The following is a 21,008-nucleotide window of genomic DNA, read 5'->3' on the forward strand; positions in this document are numbered from 1 at the left end:
CAAGCAAATCAAACGTACGGCATATGGTTACAGGAATTGGTCACATCTTTACACAAGAATTCGGATAGAATTTACAATCAAAATTACAAAAAAGAAACCAATTCGAAAATGAATTGGTTTCTCATAGGATCATTCATCAACAGCCGTTGACAAAGAGCCTAAAATTTTAACTTTATTTAGCAGTTTGACGAGCAGGCTTCCAAATACCGAGGATCACCCCAGCAATGACCGCCCCAATCACAGTCGCTGCCACGTAGCCCCAAATGTTAGTAGCTAGTAAGGCAACCCATAAGCCCCCATGCGGAGCGGGAACGGAAACTTTCCATAATTGAGTTAACCCACCAGCAATGGCGGCCCCAATTACGCTTGATCCAATGACATGCAATGGATCAGCCGTTGCGAATGGAATGGCACCTTCAGTAATGAAGGAAATTCCAAGTAACCAGTTAGAAATCCCAGCTTTACGTTCGTCATCCGTGAACTTCTTTGGCCAGAAGGCAGTCGCAATCGCGGTTGCCAATGGTGGCACCATCCCACCAGCCATAACGGCGGCCATTAAGTTCCCATCTTGAGTAGCCGTAAAGGCACCAGTGGCGAAGACATAAGCAGCTTTGTTGAAAGGACCACCCATATCGATTGACATCATCCCACCGAGGACTAACCCTAAGAGAACCGCATTACCAGTACCCATGGAGTTCAAGAAATGGGTAATCCATAAGTTGATTACTGAGAAGATTGGGTTAACAATGAAGAACATCAAAGCGGCAACAATTAACAAGCCCAAGATAGGGTAGATTAACATTGGCTTCATGCCTTCAAGGGATTGTGGCATGTTCTTCGTCCACTTCTTCATCCAAACGGTAATGTAACCAGCTAAGAAACCAGCAACTAATCCACCTAAGAACCCAGCTGGACTCTTAGCATTAGCTGTGATTGAAGCGGTATAAGCACCACCATAAGCACCGGTGTAAACCGTCGCCATAAACCCACCAACAAACCCAGGCATTAAGGCTGGACGATCACCGATTGATTCGGCAATATAGCCGGCTAAGACAGGGACCATAAAGGCAAAGGCCATGTTCCCAGCTTGGTTAAAGAAGATAAAGGGTAGGCTCTTATCGCCACCAGCGAATTGTTCGATCACGAAGGAGAGGGCCATTAAAATCCCACCACCAACGACGAATGGTAACATATGTGAAATCCCGTTCATTAAGTCTTTATAGATTTCACTCCAAACGCCGCCACCAGCATTGCTGGCATCGTCGTCAGTTGCCGCACCACCGTCAGCATCATGATAGACGGGTGCTTTGCCACTTAAGGCTTCGTTCAATAATTCCTCGGATTTGTTAATCCCATCGGTAACAGGGCGGTTAACTAAATGCTTGCCATCAAAGCGGGCCATCTTGACCTTCTTATCGGCGGCAATCACGACGCCATCAGCGCGAGCAATTTCATCGGCGGTCAATAAATGCTTGACCCCTTCAGAACCGTTTGTTTCGATCTTGATATCGACATTCATGGCTTCGGCTTGCTTGATTAAAGCAGCTTCGGCCATGTAGGTATGCGCAATCCCATTAGGACAAGCGGTAACTCCAACGATATAAGGCCGTTTTTCACCAGCAGGTGCGCTGGCTTGAGCCGCTTCTTTTTCAGCTTTGGCTGCGGCATCCTTCGCGTCTTTTTCTTCCTTAGCAGCTTGCGCATCAGCGAAGAGTTGTTGGACTTCATCGGGAGTGTTCGCTTGCTTTAACTTGGCAACCAAGTCAGGATCAATCAAGAGACTTGATAAGGCGGCCAAGGCAGCCAAGTGGGTGTTGTTGGCCCCTTCAGGAGCGGCAATCATGAAGAAGAGATGCACTGGTTGACCATCTAAAGCATTGAAGTCAACACCGGCCTTGCTCTTAGCAAACATGACGGTCGCGCGTTGAACGGCTTTATCTTTGGCATGGGGCATGGCAATGCCGTCACCAATCCCGGTCGTCGATTCAGCTTCACGTTTGATAATATCTTGCTTGTAAAGTGCTTCGTCGTTAATCACGCCGACTTTAGCATATTGATGAACAAGTTCGTCAATCGCGTCGTCTTTGGTCGTGGCTTGCATGTCCATGATCATGGCGTCTTTTAATAGTAAATCGCGGATATCCATAAGTTCGTAACAGTCCTTTCAAAAATAGCTAGTTAGTTAATTGTTCGATCTTAATTAGGGGTAAAATTTCATCAATCTTGGCACGGGTCGCAATGTCTTCTGAGAAGGCGGTAGCGGAGCCACAAGCTAAGCCGTAACGGAAACTTTCAACCGCATCATGCGTCTTAGCAAAGGTCCCAACAAACCCACCAATCATCGAATCACCAGCACCAACAGAGTTAATCACGTGACCCTTAGGTGCGGGGCTGAAGTAAACCTGGTCTGGTGTGATGAGTAAGCCGCCATCGCCAGCCATTGAGATTAGCACGTGCTTGGCACCTTCAGCTAACATCCGTTGACCGGCCGCAATGATATCGGCTTGGCTGTTAAACGTCGTGTGGTAATAAGCAGCTAGCTCATGATTGTTAGGTTTAACGACCAATGGTTTGCTTGGTAAGGTCTTTTTCAAGGCTTCACCAGTGGTATCAATCACGAAGTTTGCGCCAGCGGCTTCAACCTTTTGAATAATATCAAAGTAGAAGCTATCGGGTAAACTAGGGGTCAAACTACCAGACATCACAACCACATCATCGGGCGTCAAGTTAGCGAGTTCTTGGTAGAAGGCGTCAACTTCACTGGCAGTAATGTCAGGGCCCGCACCGTTTAATTCGGTTTCTTGTTCGGCATGGATCTTAACATTGATCCGCGTATCATCAGCGATCTTAGTAAACCGGCAGTTTAAGCCTTTTGCTTTTAAAGCCTCACTGACAAAAGTTCCGGTGAAGCCGCCAACGAACCCTAAGGCCACGTTAGGTTGTTCAAGATCATTGAGAATCTGTGACACGTTGATGCCTTTACCACCAGGTAATTTAGCGGTGTGGGCTAGGCGGTTAACACTGCCTAAAGTCATTTGCGGTAGTTGGACCACGTAGTCAATCGCGGGATTGACGGTAATGGTGTAAATCATGAGTTCTTTACCTCCTGAATCGTAGTTAATGGTTGATATTGTTCGGCCAGACTCGGCGTTAATTGGTCAGTCACGATGGTAGCACTGCTCAAGTCGCCGACCCGCGCAAAGGAAACGTGGTCGAATTTTGAATTGTCAGCCAAAATGAAGCTTTCTTCACTTTGCGCAATGGCTGTTTTTTTAACGATCGCTTCATCTGGGTCGGGGGTGGTCAACCCAAACTTGGGATGGACCCCGTTGATACCAAGAAAAACCTTGTTGAACCGATATTCTTGTAGTGATTTGACGGCTTCCGGACCGATAACGGCTTTGGTGACATTCTTGAGATTGCCACCAAGCAAGTAAGTCTTAATGCCCATGTCCGCTAAGACAGAAGCATGGACGACGCCGTTAGTAACGATGCGCAAGTTGTAGCCGGGGTTTAGATGTGGAATCATCGCGAGCGTGGAAGTCCCCGCATCGAGATAGATGACATCGTCAACTTGAATATTGGCGACAGCTTGTTGTGCAATCCGGTCTTTAGCATCAACATTACGCGAAACCTTATCATTCATGGCGGGTTCTTCTTGGAGCGAATTCATATACTTAGCGCCGCCATGAACGCGTAGTAATTCGCCTTGTTCCTCTAACTGTTGTAAATCGCGGCGAGCCGTTGATTCTGAACAATTAGTTTTGGAACAAATATCTTTGATTTTAATAATGCCCTTGAAACGGATCGTATTTAAAATGTACTGTTGACGTTCTTCTGTAAGCACTTTCAAATCCCTCCGAAGAATAATATACACGCTCCACTATCAAAACGCAACAAAAAGCTTCAAAAAACGTCAAAAATATTCAAATGCCGTCATCAAGTTAGTCATCATCACGTTAAACAGGACTATTTTGGTCCATTTTCCTTAATGATAGCGGTTAATTTGAAGCGAAAAGGTAATCTATGGATGATAGGGTTGACGGATTAGCTCAAACCCGTCAACGCTAATCAGCGGGATTGGTCTGATAACGCCCGGTCAGTTGGTAGGGATAGACGGCGGATACTTTGACGTGGTCGCTTAACATTTGTATACTAGGTCAGGTATCTAATTTCGCACGAACCATTTCGTAGATAAATAATATAGAAGAAACAGGAGAAAAATATGTTTGTCGATCAAGTAAAAGTAGATGTAAAAGCCGGTAACGGTGGTAATGGGATGGTCGCATTCCGGCGCGAAAAGTTCGTGCCAAATGGGGGTCCTGCTGGCGGTGACGGTGGTCGTGGCGGCAGTATCGTCTTGCAAGCCGATGAAGGGTTACGCACGTTAATGGATTTCCGTTATACGCGTAAGTTCAAAGCTGAATCTGGTGGTAACGGCATGATCAAGCAGATGACAGGTCGGTCAGCTAAAAACCGGATTATCAATGTGCCGCTGGGGACGGTTGTGACCGATCTCGAAACGGGTAAATTAATTGGTGATATTACTGAAAAAAATCAAAAGTTAGTCATTGCTAAAGGTGGCCGTGGTGGTCGTGGCAATATTCATTTTGCCAGTCCGAAGAATCCAGCGCCAGAAATCGCTGAAAATGGGGAACCTGGGGACGAGTTGTCGATTCGCCTCGAATTAAAAGTCTTAGCCGATGTTGGTTTAGTCGGGTTTCCATCCGTTGGGAAGTCCACCCTATTGTCCGTAGTTACAAGTGCCAAGCCTAAGATTGCGGCTTATCATTTTACAACACTGGTGCCTAACCTTGGGATGGTTCGCTTAGATGACGGCCGTGATTTTGTTATGGCGGATTTGCCTGGGTTAATCGAAGGCGCGGCTAATGGGGTTGGTCTAGGGATTCAATTCTTACGGCATATCGAACGGACGCGGGTTATCTTGCATCTGATTGATATGAGTGGCGTTGAAGAAAACGATCCCTTTGAGGATTATTTGAAGATCAATCATGAATTGACTAGCTATGATCCTGACTTATTAAAACGACCACAAATCGTGGTTGCGACTAAGATGGATATGCCAGATTCAGCGGATAACTTGGCTAAATTTGAAGCCAAGTTAAAGACTGACAAGACTTTAGCTGAAACGCCAAAGATCTATCCAATCTCATCGATTACCCAACAAGGGATTAAAGCCTTGTTGGCACAAACGGCGGACTTACTCGATACGACACCACAATTTCCAATTAAGGGTGTCGATGATGTTGAACATCGTGAATACACGACGGCCACTAATCCAGACTTTACAGTGGATAATCCGGAACCAGGGTTGTTCGTCTTGTCGGGTGAAAAGCTGGAACGTTTATTCAAGATGACAAACTTGGATCATGAAGAAAGTATTATGCGTTTTGCCCGTCAAATTCGGGGCATGGGGGTTGATGATGCCTTACGTGCTGCGGGTGCGAAGAACGATGATACGATTCAAATCTTAGATTACTCTTTCCAATTTATGGACTAAAATCATTAAATAAAAGCCGGTTTAGCAGTGTTAAAACTGTTGAACCGGCTTTTTTTTGCGTTAACGAGCGGCCATTAATGTGCCAATATCGATCTTCTTCATTTTCATCAGTGCTTGGATCTGCGCGGGTGTCTCAGTCAGAGTGGCGATGGCTTGGGGGACGATCTGCCAAGATAGGCCAAACTGATCCTTGGCCCAGCCGCATTGTTCCGCGTCTGGAACGTGCGATAACTTTTCCCAGTAATAATCGATCTCAGCTTGGTCAGCACATTCGATAGTGAATGAGACGGCTTCATTAAAAGTGAAGCTGGGTCCGCCATCTAGCGCGGTAAAACGGTGGCCATCTAAGGTAAACACCGCGGTCAAAACCCGGCCGTGCATGCCAACGAAGTGGTTATCCAGGGACTCGTCCGGATAAAAGGTCATGCTTTCGAGCTCAGAGTTAGGGAAGACCTCTAAGTAATAATGGATAGCTTCTTCACAGTTGTTTTGGGAGAACCATAGACTTGGGATTATTGCGGGCATTAGTAAAACCTCCATAAAAAGTAATGTCCTTAGTTTACTCGGCTGTGAAAACGAATACAAATAAAATGAACGCCAAAAACGCCTCCGAGTGACTGGCGGCGTTAAGGGTAGAACTGTTGTTAGGTCTGAGGGTGCTTGGTATCAGTTTAGTGTCAACGTTTGAAAAGCACTGGCTTTGGCTAAAGTTTTGCCACTTGGTGTGAAGATACCACCCAAAATGACATCGACATGCTTAATTTTGGTAGGGGCGCTGGTAACTAAAGCCATGGTAAACCGACTTTTATGACTACCCTTGGTTAGCTGGGTACCCGCACCGGAATCGTACATCTGGGTGGCAGGTGTCAAAGCCTGACCCTGATCTGTTTTAAGGGCAGTGATGCCGTCAATGTTAATGGTGGCGTTGCGATGATTAGTAACGGTGTATTTAAGTTGCAACGTATAATAAGTCCCTTTAATTTGATCGGTATTCAAGGCTTGGTTGGCCATCTTAAGGGCTGTCTTAGTGGCTGGCTGGTTTTTTAAGATACGAATCTGAGTGAATTTAAAGCTCACTTGGCCGTTAGTGACCGTTTTGGTGGTTGGTTTGACTTCCGTGAGACTGACTTTGGTGCCGGCTTGGTCATAAGTATATTGTTTATCTTTCGTCAGCTGACCGCTTTTGATGTAATTTTTATCATGTTGCACTTTTTTCGGTACTTTAAATGATTTTAACTTGGTCTTGGTTGAACTGCTAGCTTTAACTGAGCTCGCTTTGGCCGTTTTATCTTTGGGCACCTTCTTTGAAGTCGCAGATTCACTTTCAAATTGAGCCGCCGTTTTGTGATAGCTGGGGGTGGACTTAGCTGTACAGCCGCTTAAGAGTAGGCCGCTGATGAGTAGTAAGCCCCCGAAGATTGATCGTTTTAACAACATGAAAAACTCCTTTTGAACTGAGATTAGCCTAATAGTAAGCGTTGGTCACTGAGCCGATAGCCGAATAAGGGCACCGGGGGCGCGGCCGCAATTAATAGCGGCGTGGGACCACTGACTTGTCGCGTGCGGGCGTTTAACTGATCGAGTGTCATGGGTGTACCCTTGGCGGTAGTCACGAGTAACAACTGTCGATCGTGCAACTGCAAGTCGGTCACTGGCTGTAATTGGGCTTTAGTTTCCCAGTAGAGTGGCAACTGCTGGACTAAATCAGCAGTTGAGAGTTTGAAATCAATTAAACGCATTTGCTTACCTCACTAAATAGTTACAAACTTTCTTCAGCTTAAATGATACAATATTAAAGGAAGAATACAAAGACTAATCGTTGTTAATTATCGCCGTCTTCGGTAAAATAATTAGCAGACTGTACAGATAAGGACGAACATAACGATGCAATTAGAATTTTTAGGTACCGGTGCCGGTTCACCGGGTAAATTTCGCAATGTCACGAGTACGGCATTACGACTCTTAGATGAACGTAATGAAGTTTGGTTATTTGATGTGGGTGAAGGCACGCAGCATCAAATTTTACGGACGACACTTAAACCACGCAAAATCACGAAAATTTTTATTACCCATTTGCATGGCGATCATATTTTTGGCTTACCCGGCTTTTTAAGTTCGCGCTCGTTTCAAGGCGGCGATGAACCGTTAACGATTTATGGTCCTAAAGGTATTCGGGACTTTGTCATGACTGCGATGCGGGTGTCTGGAACGCGGTTATCCTATCCATTGCGGTTTGAAGAACTCAGTGGCGATGGGGTGATCTTCAAAGATGCGACGTTCAAAGTGTCTTGCCAACATCTGGAACATCGGATTGAAGCTTTTGGTTACCGCGTAGAAGAAGCCGCTCATCCTGGCGAGTTGCAAGCGGACAAGCTAAAAGCGTTGAATATTCCTAGTGGGCCACTTTATGGTCAATTAAAGGCAGGTCAAACAGTGACCTTGCCGGATGGCCGCACGCTTAATGGGCAAGACTTCTTAGGTGCGCCCCAAGCCGGTCGGATCGTCACCATTCTAGGTGATACGCGACAGACACCGAATGCGGTGAGCTTGGCTCAGCATGCGGATGTGTTGGTGCATGAAAGTACGTTTGGTAAAGATGAAGGCAAGCTGGCCCATAATTACTACCATTCAACGAGTACCCAAGCGGCACAAGTTGCTAAAAAGGCTGGTGTGCATCAATTATTATTGACGCATATTTCGGCGCGGTATACCGGTAAATTATCGAAAGAATTACAGAAACAAGCCCAACAAGTCTTTCCAAATACGAAAGTTGTCCGGGATTTTGATCTGATTGACGTGCCAATTCAAAAGTAGGTGACGAAAATGACAGCTTTAACGGGAAAAGTCGTCTTAGTAACGGGGGCTTCGAGTGGCTTAGGTGAACAATTAGCACTAGCCGTGGCTGCTAAAGGGGCCCAAGTTGTGTTAGTGGCGCGGCGGCATGATCGCTTGGTCAAGGTTGCTGATCAGTGTCGGTTGTTGTCACAGACGCAAGCAGTGGCTTTAACGGCTGACATTAGTTCAGTGAGCGCCGTTGATCAAGTGTTTGCGACGATCGATGAGCTGTTTGGCCACTTGGATATCGTGATTAATGCGGCGGGATTTGGTTATCTGGTCCCAGCCATCGAGATGGATCATGCGATGATGGCGCGGATGTTGCGGGTAAATACGCTCGGTGTGATGTATGTCAGTCAATTGGCGGCTCAGCGGATGGTCAAAGCGCAGCAGGGCGAGCTTGTGAATGTGGCTTCGATTGCGGGCAAAATCGCGACACCCAAGTCCGCAGTTTATGCGGCGACTAAGGCCGCATTGATTGCTTACGACAATGCGTTGCGGTTGGAGTTACGGCCAGCCGGGATCAATGTGTTGACGGTTAATCCGGGACCTATTCAGACGGATTTCTTTAAGACCGCCGATCCTACAGGACATTATTTAGATTCGGTGGCTTGGCTAGCCTTAAATCCGGTGAAGTTTGCCGAACAAATTGTGCGGCGGCTTGGTCGACATCGCCGTGAAATCAATGCGCCTTGGGTGATGGGCGCCGCTAATCTGGGGTATCAACTAGCACCTAAGTTGGGTGACTGGTTGGCTGGTTCAGTGTTTAATTTTAAATAGGGGGTCGTTTGGAAATGAAAAATCAATGGCGTTTAGTCAGTGCGTTAGTGATTGTCTTGATTATTGTGATATTTGCGATTATGAATATTAATCCGGTTGAAGTCAGTTTTGGGTTTACCACGGTGCATTGGCCATTAATTTTGGTTATCGTGATCACGCTGATTCTTGGTGTTGCGATTGCAGTTTTGATGGCGACGTTTAATTCAGTTAAGACAAATAATGAACATAAGCAAGCAATGGCCGAAGCACGGGCTCAAATCGACAAATTAACCGCTGAAAATAAAAGCTTGAGTTTACGATTGAATAATAAAGGCAAGCAAACTCGTGGTAAAAGTGCGCAACCAACTGTGACCAAGTAACTAAATTGTATTTGAAAGGAAGGATGCCATGCTAGCAGCTAAGAAAAAGTGGGTTACACCAGAGACAACCGTGACATCAGCCGTGATCGATGACTTGGCACAGGCAGTTAAGGTACCAGCATTAGTCGCAAAGTTGTTAATCACGCGTGGAATCACCACGCCGGCACAAGCTCAGACCTTTTTACAGGCTGATCAGCAGCCGTTTAATGATCCGCTGAAAATGCATGATATGGCGCGTGCCATTGAACGGATTCAAGCGGCCATTGTTGCGGGTGATCAGATTACCGTTTATGGGGATTATGATGCCGATGGGTTGACTAGTACGGCGATTATGTTTGAAACGTTGGACCAAGTCGGGGCTAACGTGAATTATTATATTCCAGACCGGTTTAAAGACGGCTATGGGCCTAATCAAGCGGCTTTCGATAAGCTGATTGCAGCGGGAACCAAGCTGTTTGTGACGGTTGATAATGGGGTCGCTGGTAATGCTGTCATCGATGCTGTGCAAGCACAAGGGGTCGATGTGGTGGTCACAGATCACCATGAGTTGCCAGCAACCTTGCCACAGGCGTATGCGATTGTGCATCCACGACACCCTGATGGCGATTATCCTTTTGGTGATCTCTCTGGTGCCGGGGTGGCTTTTAAAGTTGCAACGGCGTTACTAGAAGAGGTTCCTGAAGAATTATTAGATCTAGCTGCCATTGGGACAGTGGCCGACTTGGTGTCATTGACGGGTGAAAATCGGACATTAGTGACCCTAGGCTTAAAAGTCTTGCAACAGACAACCCGACCCGGTTTAGCGGCGTTAATTAAGGCGGCCGGTTTAGATCCTGAAAAACTCGATGCGACAAGTATTGGATTTGGAATTGCGCCTCGTTTGAATGCACTTGGTCGATTACAATCAGCCCAAAGTGGCGTCGAATTATTGACTACTTTGGATGAAACACGAGCAACGGAATTGGCCACGCAAGTCAATCAATTGAATGAGAAACGGCAAGGACTAGTTCGCGATATTGCTGAAAATGCTTTGGATCAGGCCAATAATGCGGATAATCAAGCTCGGCAAACCTTAGTGATTACCGGAAAAAATTGGCATGAAGGGGTCTTAGGCATCGTGGCCAGCCGAATCGTGGAAGCTACCGGTAAACCAACGTTAGTGTTGAATGAGGATGAGACTGGTCGTTTAAAGGGTAGTGGTCGCAGTATTGAAGCCTATAACTTATTTGCGGCAATTGATCCGATTCGCGATAGTTTAGTTGCATTTGGTGGTCATCATATGGCCGTTGGATTGACGGTGATGCACGATCAACTGGAGACGTTGAAAGCGGCACTAGAAACGGCTGCCGCTAAGGTCGATCTGGCAGCGCACGCCCAACCAGTCTTGCAATTGGATGGCGAATTAGCGATTGCGGATGCGTCGTTAGATACTTTAACGGCATTACAAGCACTAGCCCCATTTGGGACGGACAATCCCGCACCATTATTTGAGCTTAAACCAACAGCGGTGCCGCAAGTACGGGCCATTGGGTCGGATAAGCAGCATTTAAAATTGCAATTAAGTGATGGTCAACATCAGGTCGATGCGATTGCCTTTTCAATGGGCGCTGCTGCTCAAGCTATTGAAGCCAGTCCAACGCAAGTGACGGTTGTTGGTGAGTTAAGTGCCAATACATGGAATGGGCAGACGAAGCCGCAACTGATGGTTAAAGATATTGCCGTTAGTGGTAGTCAAATTATTGACGCTCGGACGCAACATCTCAGTGCGCAACAGTTTAGCGCGCCGGGCGTGTATGTGTTCTTCCATCAAAAGCTGATGCAACGGCTGGCCGATTACATGAAGTCCAATGCCAAAGCCGTCTTAGCCAATGATCCTAGTATTGAACTCGCCACGGTTGCCAAAGATCAACCGGTCTTTATCGTCGATTGTCCAGATACGTTAGCTGACTTAACACAGGTGTTAGCGCAGTTGCCATTAAATCAATTAACGCTATACTTGTATCGGCGAGAATCGATTTATTTGGCGGGAATGCCGAAGCGTGAACAGTTCGCGAAGTTGTTCAAATTTGTGGCGGTTAATCACGATGTTGACATTCATCATCAACTGTCATTGGTGGCCGGACATCTTCATTTAGACCGAAATCTGCTTATTTTCATGATACAGGTGTTTTTTGAGGTCGGATTTGTTAAAATAAATGATGGTGTCATGAACGGAGTTTCGAATCCTCAACAAGCGGATTTACATCACGCCCCCAGTTATCAGCTGCGTGAGCAACAAATCGCCGCTGAAGAAACTCTTTTGTATAGTAAATCTGCAGCGCTTCAGACCTGGGTCAAGGCCCAAGCTGCAGTGAAGAATTAAAGGAGCTGTTTATAAGCAATGGCATTAGATTTAACAGATTATGTGGCTAGTATTCCGGATTATCCGGAACCCGGCATCATTTTTCGGGATATTTCCCCATTAATGGCCGATGGCGAAGCCTACCGTGAAGCTACGGATCAAATTGTGAAGTTTGCACGTGATAAAAAAGTTGATATGATTGTGGGCCCCGAAGCACGCGGCTTTATTGTCGGTTGCCCTGTGGCCTACGAATTAGGCGTTGGGTTTGCCCCCGCTCGTAAAAAAGGCAAGTTGCCGCGACCAACTGTCAAAGCAACGTATGACTTGGAATACGGTCAATCAGCGCTTTACTTGCATAAAGACGCGATCAAACCTGGTCAAAATGTTTTGGTTACCGATGACTTATTAGCTACTGGTGGGACGATCTCAGCGACTATCCAATTAGTTGAAGAACTAGGCGGTAATGTGGTTGGAACGGCCTTCTTAGTTGAATTGGAAGCCTTACATGGCCGTGATAAGCTTAAAAAGTATGATATGCTAAGCTTGATGAAGTTTTAGCGTTCATTTAAAAAGTCACTAAATCATTTTTTGATTTAGTGACTTTTTTGTTAAATGCTATCATTCAACAAAAATTAAGTTATGATAGAATTGTAATCGATAAATAAGGAGTGATGAATTTATGAAGCGCATGGGTAAAGTTTTTATTTTTTGTACGTTATTATTTGCTGTTTTCTATTTTCCACAATCAATTGTGCAAGCTAAGACTATTTATACAGCGCCAAAATCATTTCGTCATACGTGGTACAACTATGATGGAAATGGCAAGTATGATACATTGAAGTTCAATAAACATACCGTTATTACTCGAACATATACAAATGGTAGATACTATAAATCCAAATACAAATTTAAATTGCAAGGACCTAGTAAAAAAGGGTATTGGAATTTACATGGGGTGAAACAAACTGCTGGAGCAGGTAATAATTATAAAGTAGTGTATAAAAAGATTAATGGGAAAAAGCAATCGGTACTGAACACATACTATGGCTTTCAGACTGGCGTCGGACATTACTACCTTTTCAAGACTCATAGAAAGTGACGATTAAGCCATATTAAAATAGGAATCCCATTAAAAGTTGACTTAACGGGATTCCTATTTTTTAATTAACGTAGTACAACTTAATAAGGAGAGTACAGGATTTGAACCTGCGCGCCGGTATTAGCCGGTTCGCCGGATTTCGAGTCCGGTGCATTACCACTCTGCCAACTCTCCAAGATGGTACTTGAATAGTATAGCATAATTTTTAGCAGGAACAAATATTTATTCATAAAAATATCGGGTTAATAGGGCTAACTAGCTTGCCTCGAAGAATCCACCGAATGATCCAACTGTACCGGTGTTTGCCGATGCAAATAGTGAACGGCTTGATGATGAACCGGAGTCGTGGCCTGATGTGCAGTTACTTTTCCACGAATAAATCGAATAATCATTAATATAATTAAGAGTGTCAATATTGCATCACCATCCCAGTTGCCAATTCTCTTTCATTGTCATTAGTGTTCAACGTTGCTTGAGTAACGACCACAGCTTGGTGGGCCTGTTGGACGGCCTTTAAGTTCAACGTGCCTAACAGAGTCATCGGTGAGACGGAATCACCAACGCGGACTTGCCAGTCAAACATAGTTGTTTTAACTTGATTTAGAACTTGATTCAAATGAACCCAGTAATCGTGACCATCTAAGTCTTGTAACTTGATGGCGTGTTGACTGATAGCAATGACTTCACCGTGAATCGGTGAATGCACTTCATTAGTCGTTGGCTTAATCGCTAACATCACTTGTGACGCCGAATTGGAGGCAAGTGACTTTAGATCGACATGTGTGCCAGTGACCGGTGCTTTTAAATTAGATTGATGATACCGCCGAAATAGTCTCATGATATAACCTCCAGATAGAATTGATGGTGTTGTGATTAAGCGCTTCCTTAACACACCTATACTGTAAGTTATGAAACCCGTCCCAGGTCAAGCCAGAATTTACAAAAAGTTTTAAAATTAAAATGGCCCCTGCTGATTAGAGTGAGATGAACTCATCAGCAGGGGCCATTAATGGCTATTGAATTTAGTGACGTCGGAAGTAAATGACGCTAACACTGAGCAAACCTAAGAATCCAAGTAAAACTGCTAAAGAAGTCATCGTTTCACCAGTAGCTGGTAATTCAACATCGGTGCTAGGTTTATTAGTAGTAACCGAAGTTGTGGCTGCTTGTAACTTATTAGGCAATGGTGTCGGTTTAACGGTCGCGGTTGGCTTGGAACTAGTCACAGCTGATGATTCAGGCTTTTTACCTGGATTGATCGTATCACCAGCCGAATCATTGTTGCCATCGGTTGTGGCCGCAATAACAAACAACTTAACCGTCAGTGTTTGACCATCCGTGGTACTGAGGGTGACGGGATAAGTCCCAACTTTATGACGATTCGTACGACTAAGATCGAGTGTGACGGTTAAGGCTTGGCCATCTTTATCTTTGGCCTTGGCTTTAAAGTCGGTAATAGTTGGTGTCGGACCATTAACGGTCATCGTATAATTTTGACCAGTTAGTTGGCGTTGATCATTACTCGTGACCTGTTTTTGATAGAAGTAATTAACCACTTGTGACTGTAATTTAAATGTACCAGTGGGATTGCCAACAGTTTTAACATAGGTATAACCGGTCACGTCTTTAGCAGTGGTCGTATAAGCGGTTCCTAAAGCGCCGCTTAACCTAGTTAACGGTGCAATCACTTGGCCGTCTAAGTCTAGATAATTAGCAGTAACTTGACCTAGGTCAGCGGTAACCGGTGTGTAAGTTAGTGTGACCGTTGGTGTGTGACTACTGAACTTGCCAGTCAGGGGACCATCTGCTTGCTGATACTGATAACCAGTGATTTTAAGTGGCGTAATCGTATATGTCGTGTCAAAATCACCAGTTAAAATCTGGTCAGCAGCTAACGTCTGACCCGTTGTCGACCGATAGTTCACGTTAACCCGCCCTTGTTGGACAGTTGTTGGCTGGTAAATTAAAGTCACAGTTTTAGCCGTAGCTGCAAAGGTTCCCGTCAAATTGCCAGTTGCTTTTTGGTAAGTATAGTCCGCAATGACTTTTTGACTAATTGTATAAGGCGTATCTACGTCACCCGTCAAGGTTTCAGTAGGTGCCAGTGATTTACCCTGGCCATCATGATAGTTAACGGTCACGCTGCCTTTAGCAACCGCGTTTTTCCGATAAGTGAGGGTGACTGTTTTGGCAGTTGCAGTAAAAGTGCCACTGAGGTCACCTTGATGGAATGTATAGCCGTCAATTGCTTTTTTTTCAATCGTATAAGCAGCACCAACTTTGCCAGTCAGTGTCGTTGGGACAGCTAATTGATGACCAGCTTCATCTTTATAGTTGACCGTCACCATCCCTTGAACGGCTTCTTTTTGATAAATTAAGTTAACGGCGTGACTAGTGGTGGTATAGGTCCCAGTTAGATCACCCGATTGATACGTGTAGCCAGTAATTTGTTTAGGCTCAATTGTATACGTACTGCCAAGTTTGCCAGTCATGGTTGTCGGTTCGGCCAATACGTGACCGTCCGAGTCTAAATAATTGACGGTAAGCTGACCCTCAGTTGGTAATTGCTGATAAGTTAGTGTCACGGTCTGGTCGGCAGCGGTATAGGTGCCAGTCAAATCACCAGACAAGTAGGTGTAACCAGCAATGGTTGGTGGGTCGATTTTGTAGGCAGTGCCCACATCACCCGTCATTTCTTTAGCCGTTGCAATCGAGTGGCCAGCTTCATCATGATAGTTAACGGTGACGGTCCCAGTCTTAATGGTCTTGGTATAGGTCAAGGTAATCGTTTGAGCCGTAGCGGTATAGTTGCCAGATAAATTAGCTGAAGCGGATTGATAGCTGTAATCGTCAATAGTGGGTGTTTCAACCGTATAGGCACTGCCAATGTCACCAGTCATCGTTTTTGAAGGGACTAATTCTTGACCGTCAGCATCTTCGTAATTAATCGTGACCTGGCCTTGTTTGGCGTACAGTAAGGTGATGTCTTGAGCGGTGCCACTGATGGTCCCGGTTAGGGCAGCGTCGTCTTGAGGCCCTTGATACGTATAACCGTCAATCTTTGGCGGCGTCACGGTAAACGGATCATCAATGGCGCCGGTAATCTTAGTTGGTGTCTGAATCTCAGTTGTTGGGTCATTGGCATCAACATAATGGACGGTGACTGGCTGGGCTGCTTTGGGCTGCCGGACGAACGTATCAGTGGCTTGGGTCTTTGTCCCATCATATGCCGCGACTAATTGATCAGTGGTTAACACCTGATCGCCATTGGGATGACTTGTGGTGCCGGTCCCGATGTTTTGCCAATATCCCGTATATTTATCGGTTTCAGTAATGTCAGGTAAGCCGGTTCCGGCTAGTTTGGAATAGGGACCTAGTTTGAGCACTTTCAAGTTCCAAGCCATGGAAAACATCTTCCAAGTTCCGCCATAATAGGGTGCTAACTGGCGCATATCAAAAGATGACAGGTCGATACTACTTAAGCTAGAGAAGGTAAACATGCTTTCCATATTTGAGATATGACTCGTGTTTGTCCAATTAGATGTATCTAAATCTAAGACTTGTAATTGATAACCAAATGTTGATAAACCGACTTTGCTAGCTTTAAAGTTCCAGCCAGATAAGTCTAACCGTTTGAATAACCGTTCACTATTATCGCCTAGCCCGCCGGTTCGTGAGAAGGCCATGGAGGTGCTGGTTAATGAACCGACATCCCAATGACTTAAATCAAGCGTACCAACCAGTGCGGTGGCAAAGAAAGTTCGATTCATCGAACGAATGTTACCGGTCTGCCAGTTCTCAATGCCGGTGAGATCAGTTAGCTGTGAATCAGCATAGAAGAGATCGTCAATGCTGGTGGTTTTACTGGTGTTAATGTTACTGAGGCCGTTGATGGCGGTGAGATTGCCTAAGCTACCAAAGATCCCAGTGGCGTTTGTACTAAAGTTAACCGGTCCAGTAATATTAATCGTGGTAATCTGTGAACTGTAAGCGTTCCATGGTGAGGTGTTACCAGTGTGTGAGGCAAAGTCACCAGCACCAATGGTTAAGACACCATCTTGCAATGACCATGGACTCGTGCCAAAAGTGCCCGTAATCGGATCAGCGGCTGTAGCGGGAGTTGTTAGTGATGTAACTGCCCGTGCAGTTGGTAACGGGGCGGCTGGCGGTGGACTAATCACATTATTCGTAGTTGTTAGATCCGTTACGGTACTCGCATTAATCGGCCTAACTGTAATCGCTGTCATTATCATGAATCCTAAACTAAAACCCAATAAACTAAGGCAATATAGTTTGCTTTTTCCCAAAGTGAGCATGAGCCTGGTCCTCCCTAATATGGTAAGCCAAATTAATTAACGATTTCACCTTAATTATAATATGCTTTAGGATACTTGTATACCTTTATCATAAAAGCGATTAATTAGTATTCAACCTATTAATCATGAAACATAAAAAACGATTATTTGGGCGAATTAACCCCTTGATATTAAGACATCATAATTGTTAAAGCAACCTCAATTAGTTTAGTACAGTCCCGGTTAATTGTGAGTTGCTTTTTAATGATAGGGTGATAGTTAGGTGGGTTAAATCTAGTCAGGTAGGGGAAAATAAGTCTTAAATCACAGCCAGCAGCCTTTCTTTTAGCACCTGTTTTCAGGTAAACTAGACAAGGGTGGTGATTCGAATGGATTTTATTGACTTAACGCCAATTACTTTGCGGCATACGCCGCTGGGCACCCGGTCGCAGTTACCCAAGGCACATGACCGTCAGTTAGATTGGGCCAAGTTAACCGCCTTGATTCGGGACAACCAAGATGTGATTGCAGTTGTCCAAGCTGGACTGGCGGAAGATTGGTTAAACACCCATGGCACGATTTGGGATGACCAACGGGGTTATTATCGCCATCCTAATGATAATCGAGACTTCGATGATACGGTCTTTTGGGCGGCCTCAACTTGGGCGACACCAGCAATTTTAGTGACGTTTCATAATGAATTGACACAAGCTTTTGCGTGTGACAAAAAGGGCAATGACCCGGATTTTCACTACTTGGGTTAACTAAAAATAAATGAATGATTGGTATGAACAAATGGAGGTAAAGCGTTGAAAGTTGGCATTGATAAGTTGCATTTTGCAACTTCGCATTTATATGTAGATATGGCCGAATTGGCTACGGCACGGCAAGCCGCACCAGATAAATATTTGATTGGTGTTGGTCAGTCTAAGATGGCGGTGATTCCACCAAGTCAAGATGTAGTTACTTTAGCAGCGAATGCGGCGGCCCCCATGTTGACAGCCGCAGATATTGCGGCGATTGACTTGGTCGTTGTGGCGACCGAGTCTGGCATTGATAATTCAAAGGCGGCCGCAATTTATGTGGCCCGCTTATTAGGGTTGTCGAAGCGAGTCCGGACTATTGAGATGAAAGAAGCGTGTTATGCGGCAACGGCGGGGTTACAATTGGCGGCTGATCATATTCGGGTGCATCCAACTAAAAAGGCCCTTGTGATCGGTAGCGACATTGCTCGGTATGGCTTACATACCCCGGGAGAACCAACCCAGGGCGGCGGCGCAGTGGCGATGCTAGTCAGTGCTGACCCACAAGTCTTAGCCTTAAATGATGATTCGGTCTTGTTGAGTGAAGATATTATGGATTTTTGGCGACCGTTGTATCATACAAATGCATTAGTTGATGGAAAATACTCGTCTAATATTTATATTGATTATTTCCAAAATGTTTTTCAGGAATATCTCCAGCAACAGTCGGCCTCAATCAATGATTTTGCGGCCTTGACTTTCCATTTGCCATATACAAAGATGGGATTAAAAGCCTTACGCAGTGTCTTGCCGTCTGCCGATTCAGCGCAACAAGCGCGTTTGTTGGCGCATTTTGAAAATAATCGTTATTTTAGTCGCCAAGTCGGTAATTTATACACGGGATCACTATATTTAGGCGTGTTATCACTACTAATTAATGATGCGAATTTGAAGGCTAATGATTTGATTGGTTTGTTCAGCTATGGTTCCGGCGCTGAAGGGGAATTTTATACGGCCCGGTTACAGCCAGACTATCAACGTGGGTTAGATTTAGGTTTACCACAACGGTTAGCACGTCGGCAACGCGTTGATGTTGCGACTTATGAAACGTTATTCAAGCAGCAATTACAATTAACAGCAGCTGATCAGCAGGTTGACATCGCTAATGATCCGCATCGCTTCGTCCTGACTGGTCAAATAGATGAGCAGCGGCAATATTTAGATCGCCAACAGGATTAAGTAGAGACTAAAAAACCACCGATTGAAATCAGATTTTGACTTCGATCGGTGGGTTTTAAATAATGATTATTTTTTCAAGTTATTCACGAGCACTTTACCATCTTTCAAACTGAGTAACGTGGTATTTTTGGTACCCGGTTGTAACACTCGAATCGTATAGCCTTTAGCCAGATTTTTCTTAATTGAACTTGACAGTGATTCATAATTCGTCGTCACTGTGGTTAAGGCTTTTTGATTCTTAGCGGGATACTTTTTAATAATTTTAAGCGATTTGACGTATTTCTTGTTCGTTGGCGTTAAGGTAAAGGTCTTAGTCTCACGATCCAACGTAAAGGTCCCAATCGACTTGTAATTTGCCTTCAGTTGCTTCAGAATACTATCTTCTTTAAGCTTAGTCGTCGCCGCGGCCTTTTTTTGACTAGCTTCATTAAAGACAGCTTCCGATGATGATAGTTTAGCTGAAGTCGCTGTCGATGATGACCGTTGACTAGTTGCCGCTTTTTCGGTTTTAGGCTGGTTATACGGCCAGAACGGTAACTTGATGGTGGCGTATACCGTCACCAATGCGCTTAGCACCGTAATCGTTGCTAAAAACTTCCAGCCGTTCCCGCTTTGACGCGCGGAGATTAGTGAGAATAAGGCTAGTAGAAACACGATGATACCAATGATTGCTAAAAATAACACAAAATCAACTCCCCCAGATTTAATAGGCTAATTTATTATACCATTGGAAGAGTGTTCAACTAACTAGAGACATGTCTTAATTGTTAAGAAACTGTAAAACAACTGACCCAGCATTGCCTTATTGACGTTGTATAATCGGGTTAATCATTAAAAATAGGAGTGTGTTCATGAAAAAAGGAAAGTTAGGTCGCCTAATTATTGCCGGTATTAGTGGATTGATTGCGTTGGGGATTAGTACCAGTGCTTTTGCCAGTGCTAATAAAGTTATCGATGTCTCACAATATCAAGGTAATATTAATTGGGCCAAAACGGCTAAAGTTACGAAGATGGCCATCATCCGCGTTCAACATGGTGGTGAAACGATTGATACTAAACGGAATGTGAATGCCAATGGGGCTGCAAAACACGGTGTGCCATTTGGCCAATACGCCTTTGCGGAATTTACGAGTGTTAAAGACGCCCAAACTGAAGCACGGCAATTCTATAGCCGTAGTAACTCAAAAGCTAAATTCTTTGTTTTAGATGACGAAAAGCATATGAGTGGGGTTTCAAGTGCAGCCGAACGTAAGTATGCGACGGCTTGGGTCACTGAAATGCGTAAGTTAACCAATAAAAAGTTGATCTTATACTCTGGTGAATGGTTTGCCAGCACAGTAAAATTTGAGACCAGCAAGTTTGATGGCACTTGGATTGCGAACTATTCCGCCAAGCCTAAGTTGAGCGCTGATCTTTGGCAATATTCTGCGACTGGTCGGGTGAGTGGCATTAGCGGTAATGTTGACATGAACAAGATTTTGGATTCGTCAGCGGTCAATAGCTGGATTAAAGGTAAGACGACGAAATATTATCATACCGCGCCAGCTAGCAGCCAAATTAAGACGTTGAAAAAGGTTCGTGGTTACAGTGATGTAAACTTCAAGACAAAGACTGGGACTAGCTACGGTAAGAACCAAACGTTAAAAGTCACAGGTGTTCAAAAATCAGCCGGTGGTGCTTATCGTTTCGTTCTTGACAACGGTAACTTTATTACAGCCAACAAAACTTATGTTGTGACAGATTAAATCACATTAATCAGACGGTCTGGTACTTGCGGACCGTCTTTTTTTGAGGAG

General features: G+C 44.8%; 19 protein-coding genes and 1 tRNA gene. 10 read left to right on the forward strand and 10 right to left on the reverse strand.

The window, feature by feature from the left end:
• Positions 1–172: 172 nt before the first annotated feature.
• The 3 genes from FFM77_RS01355 to FFM77_RS01365 are packed head-to-tail and all read right to left on the reverse strand — an operon-like array spanning position 173 to position 3,847.
• Complete coding sequence (locus tag FFM77_RS01355; protein ID WP_137633958.1) at positions 173–2,146, reverse strand: PTS fructose transporter subunit IIABC; 1,974 nt, start codon at positions 2,144–2,146, stop codon at positions 173–175.
• A 28-nt stretch (positions 2,147–2,174) separates the two neighbouring features.
• Complete coding sequence (gene pfkB, locus FFM77_RS01360; protein ID WP_137633959.1) at positions 2,175–3,092, reverse strand: 1-phosphofructokinase; 918 nt, start codon at positions 3,090–3,092, stop codon at positions 2,175–2,177.
• Positions 3,089–3,847, reverse strand: a complete 759-nt coding sequence (locus FFM77_RS01365) for a DeoR/GlpR family DNA-binding transcription regulator (RefSeq protein WP_137633960.1) — start codon at positions 3,845–3,847, stop codon at positions 3,089–3,091. Before FFM77_RS01365 ends, pfkB begins: the two co-directional genes overlap by 4 nt.
• 378 nt (positions 3,848–4,225) lie before the next feature.
• Here FFM77_RS01365 and obgE point away from each other — a divergent pair, with 378 nt between their 5' ends.
• Positions 4,226–5,521, forward strand: a complete 1,296-nt coding sequence (gene obgE / locus FFM77_RS01370) for a GTPase ObgE (RefSeq protein WP_137633961.1) — start codon at positions 4,226–4,228, stop codon at positions 5,519–5,521.
• 60 nt (positions 5,522–5,581) lie between these two features.
• Here obgE and FFM77_RS01375 read toward each other — a convergent pair whose 3' ends face one another.
• From FFM77_RS01375 to FFM77_RS01385, 3 genes are all read right to left on the reverse strand, one after another.
• Entirely contained in the window at positions 5,582–6,046 is a 465-nt protein-coding gene (locus FFM77_RS01375; RefSeq protein WP_137633962.1) for a VOC family protein, read from the reverse strand.
• A gap of 141 nt (positions 6,047–6,187) precedes the next feature.
• Positions 6,188–6,958 carry a hypothetical protein gene (locus FFM77_RS01380; RefSeq protein ID WP_137633963.1) on the reverse strand — a complete coding sequence of 257 codons (771 nt, stop codon included), beginning with the start codon at positions 6,956–6,958 and terminating at the stop codon, positions 6,188–6,190.
• Between the two features lie 23 nt (positions 6,959–6,981).
• Entirely contained in the window at positions 6,982–7,260 is a 279-nt protein-coding gene (locus FFM77_RS01385; RefSeq protein WP_137633964.1) for a hypothetical protein, read from the reverse strand.
• 145 nt (positions 7,261–7,405) lie between these two features.
• On the opposite strand from FFM77_RS01385, the gene rnz reads away from it, so the two are divergent.
• The 6 genes from rnz (at position 7,406) to FFM77_RS01415 (ending at position 12,935) form a co-directional block, all read left to right on the forward strand.
• Entirely contained in the window at positions 7,406–8,335 is a 930-nt protein-coding gene (gene rnz / locus FFM77_RS01390) for a ribonuclease Z (RefSeq protein WP_137633965.1), read from the forward strand.
• Positions 8,336–8,344: 9 nt separating this feature from the next.
• Complete coding sequence (locus FFM77_RS01395; protein ID WP_137633966.1) at positions 8,345–9,136, forward strand: SDR family NAD(P)-dependent oxidoreductase; 792 nt, start codon at positions 8,345–8,347, stop codon at positions 9,134–9,136.
• Between the two features lie 14 nt (positions 9,137–9,150).
• Positions 9,151–9,495, forward strand: a complete 345-nt coding sequence (locus FFM77_RS01400; protein WP_137633967.1) for a LapA family protein — start codon at positions 9,151–9,153, stop codon at positions 9,493–9,495.
• A 28-nt stretch (positions 9,496–9,523) separates the two neighbouring features.
• Positions 9,524–11,857: a single-stranded-DNA-specific exonuclease RecJ gene (recJ, locus tag FFM77_RS01405; RefSeq protein WP_137633968.1), complete on the forward strand. Its 2,334-nt coding sequence runs from the start codon at positions 9,524–9,526 to the stop codon at positions 11,855–11,857.
• An 18-nt stretch (positions 11,858–11,875) separates the two neighbouring features.
• Positions 11,876–12,394 carry an adenine phosphoribosyltransferase gene (locus tag FFM77_RS01410; protein WP_137633969.1) on the forward strand — a complete coding sequence of 173 codons (519 nt, stop codon included), beginning with the start codon at positions 11,876–11,878 and terminating at the stop codon, positions 12,392–12,394.
• A 121-nt stretch (positions 12,395–12,515) separates the two neighbouring features.
• Positions 12,516–12,935, forward strand: a complete 420-nt coding sequence (locus tag FFM77_RS01415; RefSeq protein WP_137633970.1) for a hypothetical protein — start codon at positions 12,516–12,518, stop codon at positions 12,933–12,935.
• Positions 12,936–13,021: 86 nt separating this feature from the next.
• On the opposite strand, the gene FFM77_RS01420 is transcribed toward FFM77_RS01415, so the two are convergent.
• From FFM77_RS01420 to FFM77_RS01430, 3 genes are all read right to left on the reverse strand, one after another.
• Positions 13,022–13,109, reverse strand: a tRNA-Ser gene (locus FFM77_RS01420).
• Between the two features lie 235 nt (positions 13,110–13,344).
• Positions 13,345–13,773, reverse strand: a complete 429-nt coding sequence (locus FFM77_RS01425; protein WP_137633971.1) for a PTS glucose transporter subunit IIA — start codon at positions 13,771–13,773, stop codon at positions 13,345–13,347.
• A gap of 184 nt (positions 13,774–13,957) precedes the next feature.
• Positions 13,958–17,182 (reverse strand): MucBP domain-containing protein, encoded by a 3,225-nt coding sequence (locus FFM77_RS01430; RefSeq protein ID WP_171001535.1) that lies wholly within the window; start codon positions 17,180–17,182, stop codon positions 13,958–13,960.
• A 437-nt stretch (positions 17,183–17,619) separates the two neighbouring features.
• Between FFM77_RS01430 and FFM77_RS01435 the strand changes: the two genes are divergently transcribed.
• Together FFM77_RS01435 and FFM77_RS01440 are read left to right on the forward strand one after the other, a co-directional pair.
• Positions 17,620–17,994: a hypothetical protein gene (locus tag FFM77_RS01435; RefSeq protein ID WP_137633973.1), complete on the forward strand. Its 375-nt coding sequence runs from the start codon at positions 17,620–17,622 to the stop codon at positions 17,992–17,994.
• Between the two features lie 45 nt (positions 17,995–18,039).
• A complete protein-coding gene (locus FFM77_RS01440) occupies positions 18,040–19,212 on the forward strand; it encodes a hydroxymethylglutaryl-CoA synthase (RefSeq protein WP_137633974.1) in 1,173 nt (390 codons plus the stop codon).
• Between the two features lie 66 nt (positions 19,213–19,278).
• Here the strand turns inward: FFM77_RS01440 and FFM77_RS01445 are convergent, their stop codons facing one another.
• Positions 19,279–19,896, reverse strand: coding sequence for a hypothetical protein (locus FFM77_RS01445; RefSeq protein ID WP_137633975.1), 618 nt, complete (start codon positions 19,894–19,896; stop codon positions 19,279–19,281).
• Between the two features lie 167 nt (positions 19,897–20,063).
• Here FFM77_RS01445 and FFM77_RS01450 point away from each other — a divergent pair, with 167 nt between their 5' ends.
• Complete coding sequence (locus FFM77_RS01450; RefSeq protein WP_137633976.1) at positions 20,064–20,957, forward strand: GH25 family lysozyme; 894 nt, start codon at positions 20,064–20,066, stop codon at positions 20,955–20,957.
• Positions 20,958–21,008 lie beyond the last annotated feature (51 nt).

The sequence above is a fragment of the Lactiplantibacillus songbeiensis genome, assembly GCF_005405125.1.
Classification (GTDB): domain Bacteria; phylum Bacillota; class Bacilli; order Lactobacillales; family Lactobacillaceae; genus Lactiplantibacillus; species Lactiplantibacillus songbeiensis.

Bases quoted from the DNA above. Each gene is read 5' to 3' on its own strand.
- FFM77_RS01355 (WP_137633958.1), bottom strand. From the start codon at position 2,146: ATGGATATCCGCGATTTACTATTAAAAGACGCCATGATCATGGACATG.
- pfkB (WP_137633959.1), bottom strand. From the start codon at position 3,092: ATGATTTACACCATTACCGTCAATCCCGCGATTGACTACGTGGTCCAA.
- obgE (WP_137633961.1), top strand. From the start codon at position 4,226: ATGTTTGTCGATCAAGTAAAAGTAGATGTAAAAGCCGGTAACGGTGGT.
- FFM77_RS01375 (WP_137633962.1), bottom strand. From the start codon at position 6,046: ATGCCCGCAATAATCCCAAGTCTATGGTTCTCCCAAAACAACTGTGAA.
- FFM77_RS01380 (WP_137633963.1), bottom strand. From the start codon at position 6,958: ATGTTGTTAAAACGATCAATCTTCGGGGGCTTACTACTCATCAGCGGC.
- FFM77_RS01385 (WP_137633964.1), bottom strand. From the start codon at position 7,260: ATGCGTTTAATTGATTTCAAACTCTCAACTGCTGATTTAGTCCAGCAG.
- rnz (WP_137633965.1), top strand. From the start codon at position 7,406: ATGCAATTAGAATTTTTAGGTACCGGTGCCGGTTCACCGGGTAAATTT.
- FFM77_RS01395 (WP_137633966.1), top strand. From the start codon at position 8,345: ATGACAGCTTTAACGGGAAAAGTCGTCTTAGTAACGGGGGCTTCGAGT.
- FFM77_RS01400 (WP_137633967.1), top strand. From the start codon at position 9,151: ATGAAAAATCAATGGCGTTTAGTCAGTGCGTTAGTGATTGTCTTGATT.
- recJ (WP_137633968.1), top strand. From the start codon at position 9,524: ATGCTAGCAGCTAAGAAAAAGTGGGTTACACCAGAGACAACCGTGACA.
- FFM77_RS01410 (WP_137633969.1), top strand. From the start codon at position 11,876: ATGGCATTAGATTTAACAGATTATGTGGCTAGTATTCCGGATTATCCG.
- FFM77_RS01415 (WP_137633970.1), top strand. From the start codon at position 12,516: ATGAAGCGCATGGGTAAAGTTTTTATTTTTTGTACGTTATTATTTGCT.
- FFM77_RS01425 (WP_137633971.1), bottom strand. From the start codon at position 13,773: ATGAGACTATTTCGGCGGTATCATCAATCTAATTTAAAAGCACCGGTC.
- FFM77_RS01430 (WP_171001535.1), bottom strand. From the start codon at position 17,182: ATGACAGCGATTACAGTTAGGCCGATTAATGCGAGTACCGTAACGGAT.
- FFM77_RS01435 (WP_137633973.1), top strand. From the start codon at position 17,620: ATGGATTTTATTGACTTAACGCCAATTACTTTGCGGCATACGCCGCTG.
- FFM77_RS01450 (WP_137633976.1), top strand. From the start codon at position 20,064: ATGAAAAAAGGAAAGTTAGGTCGCCTAATTATTGCCGGTATTAGTGGA.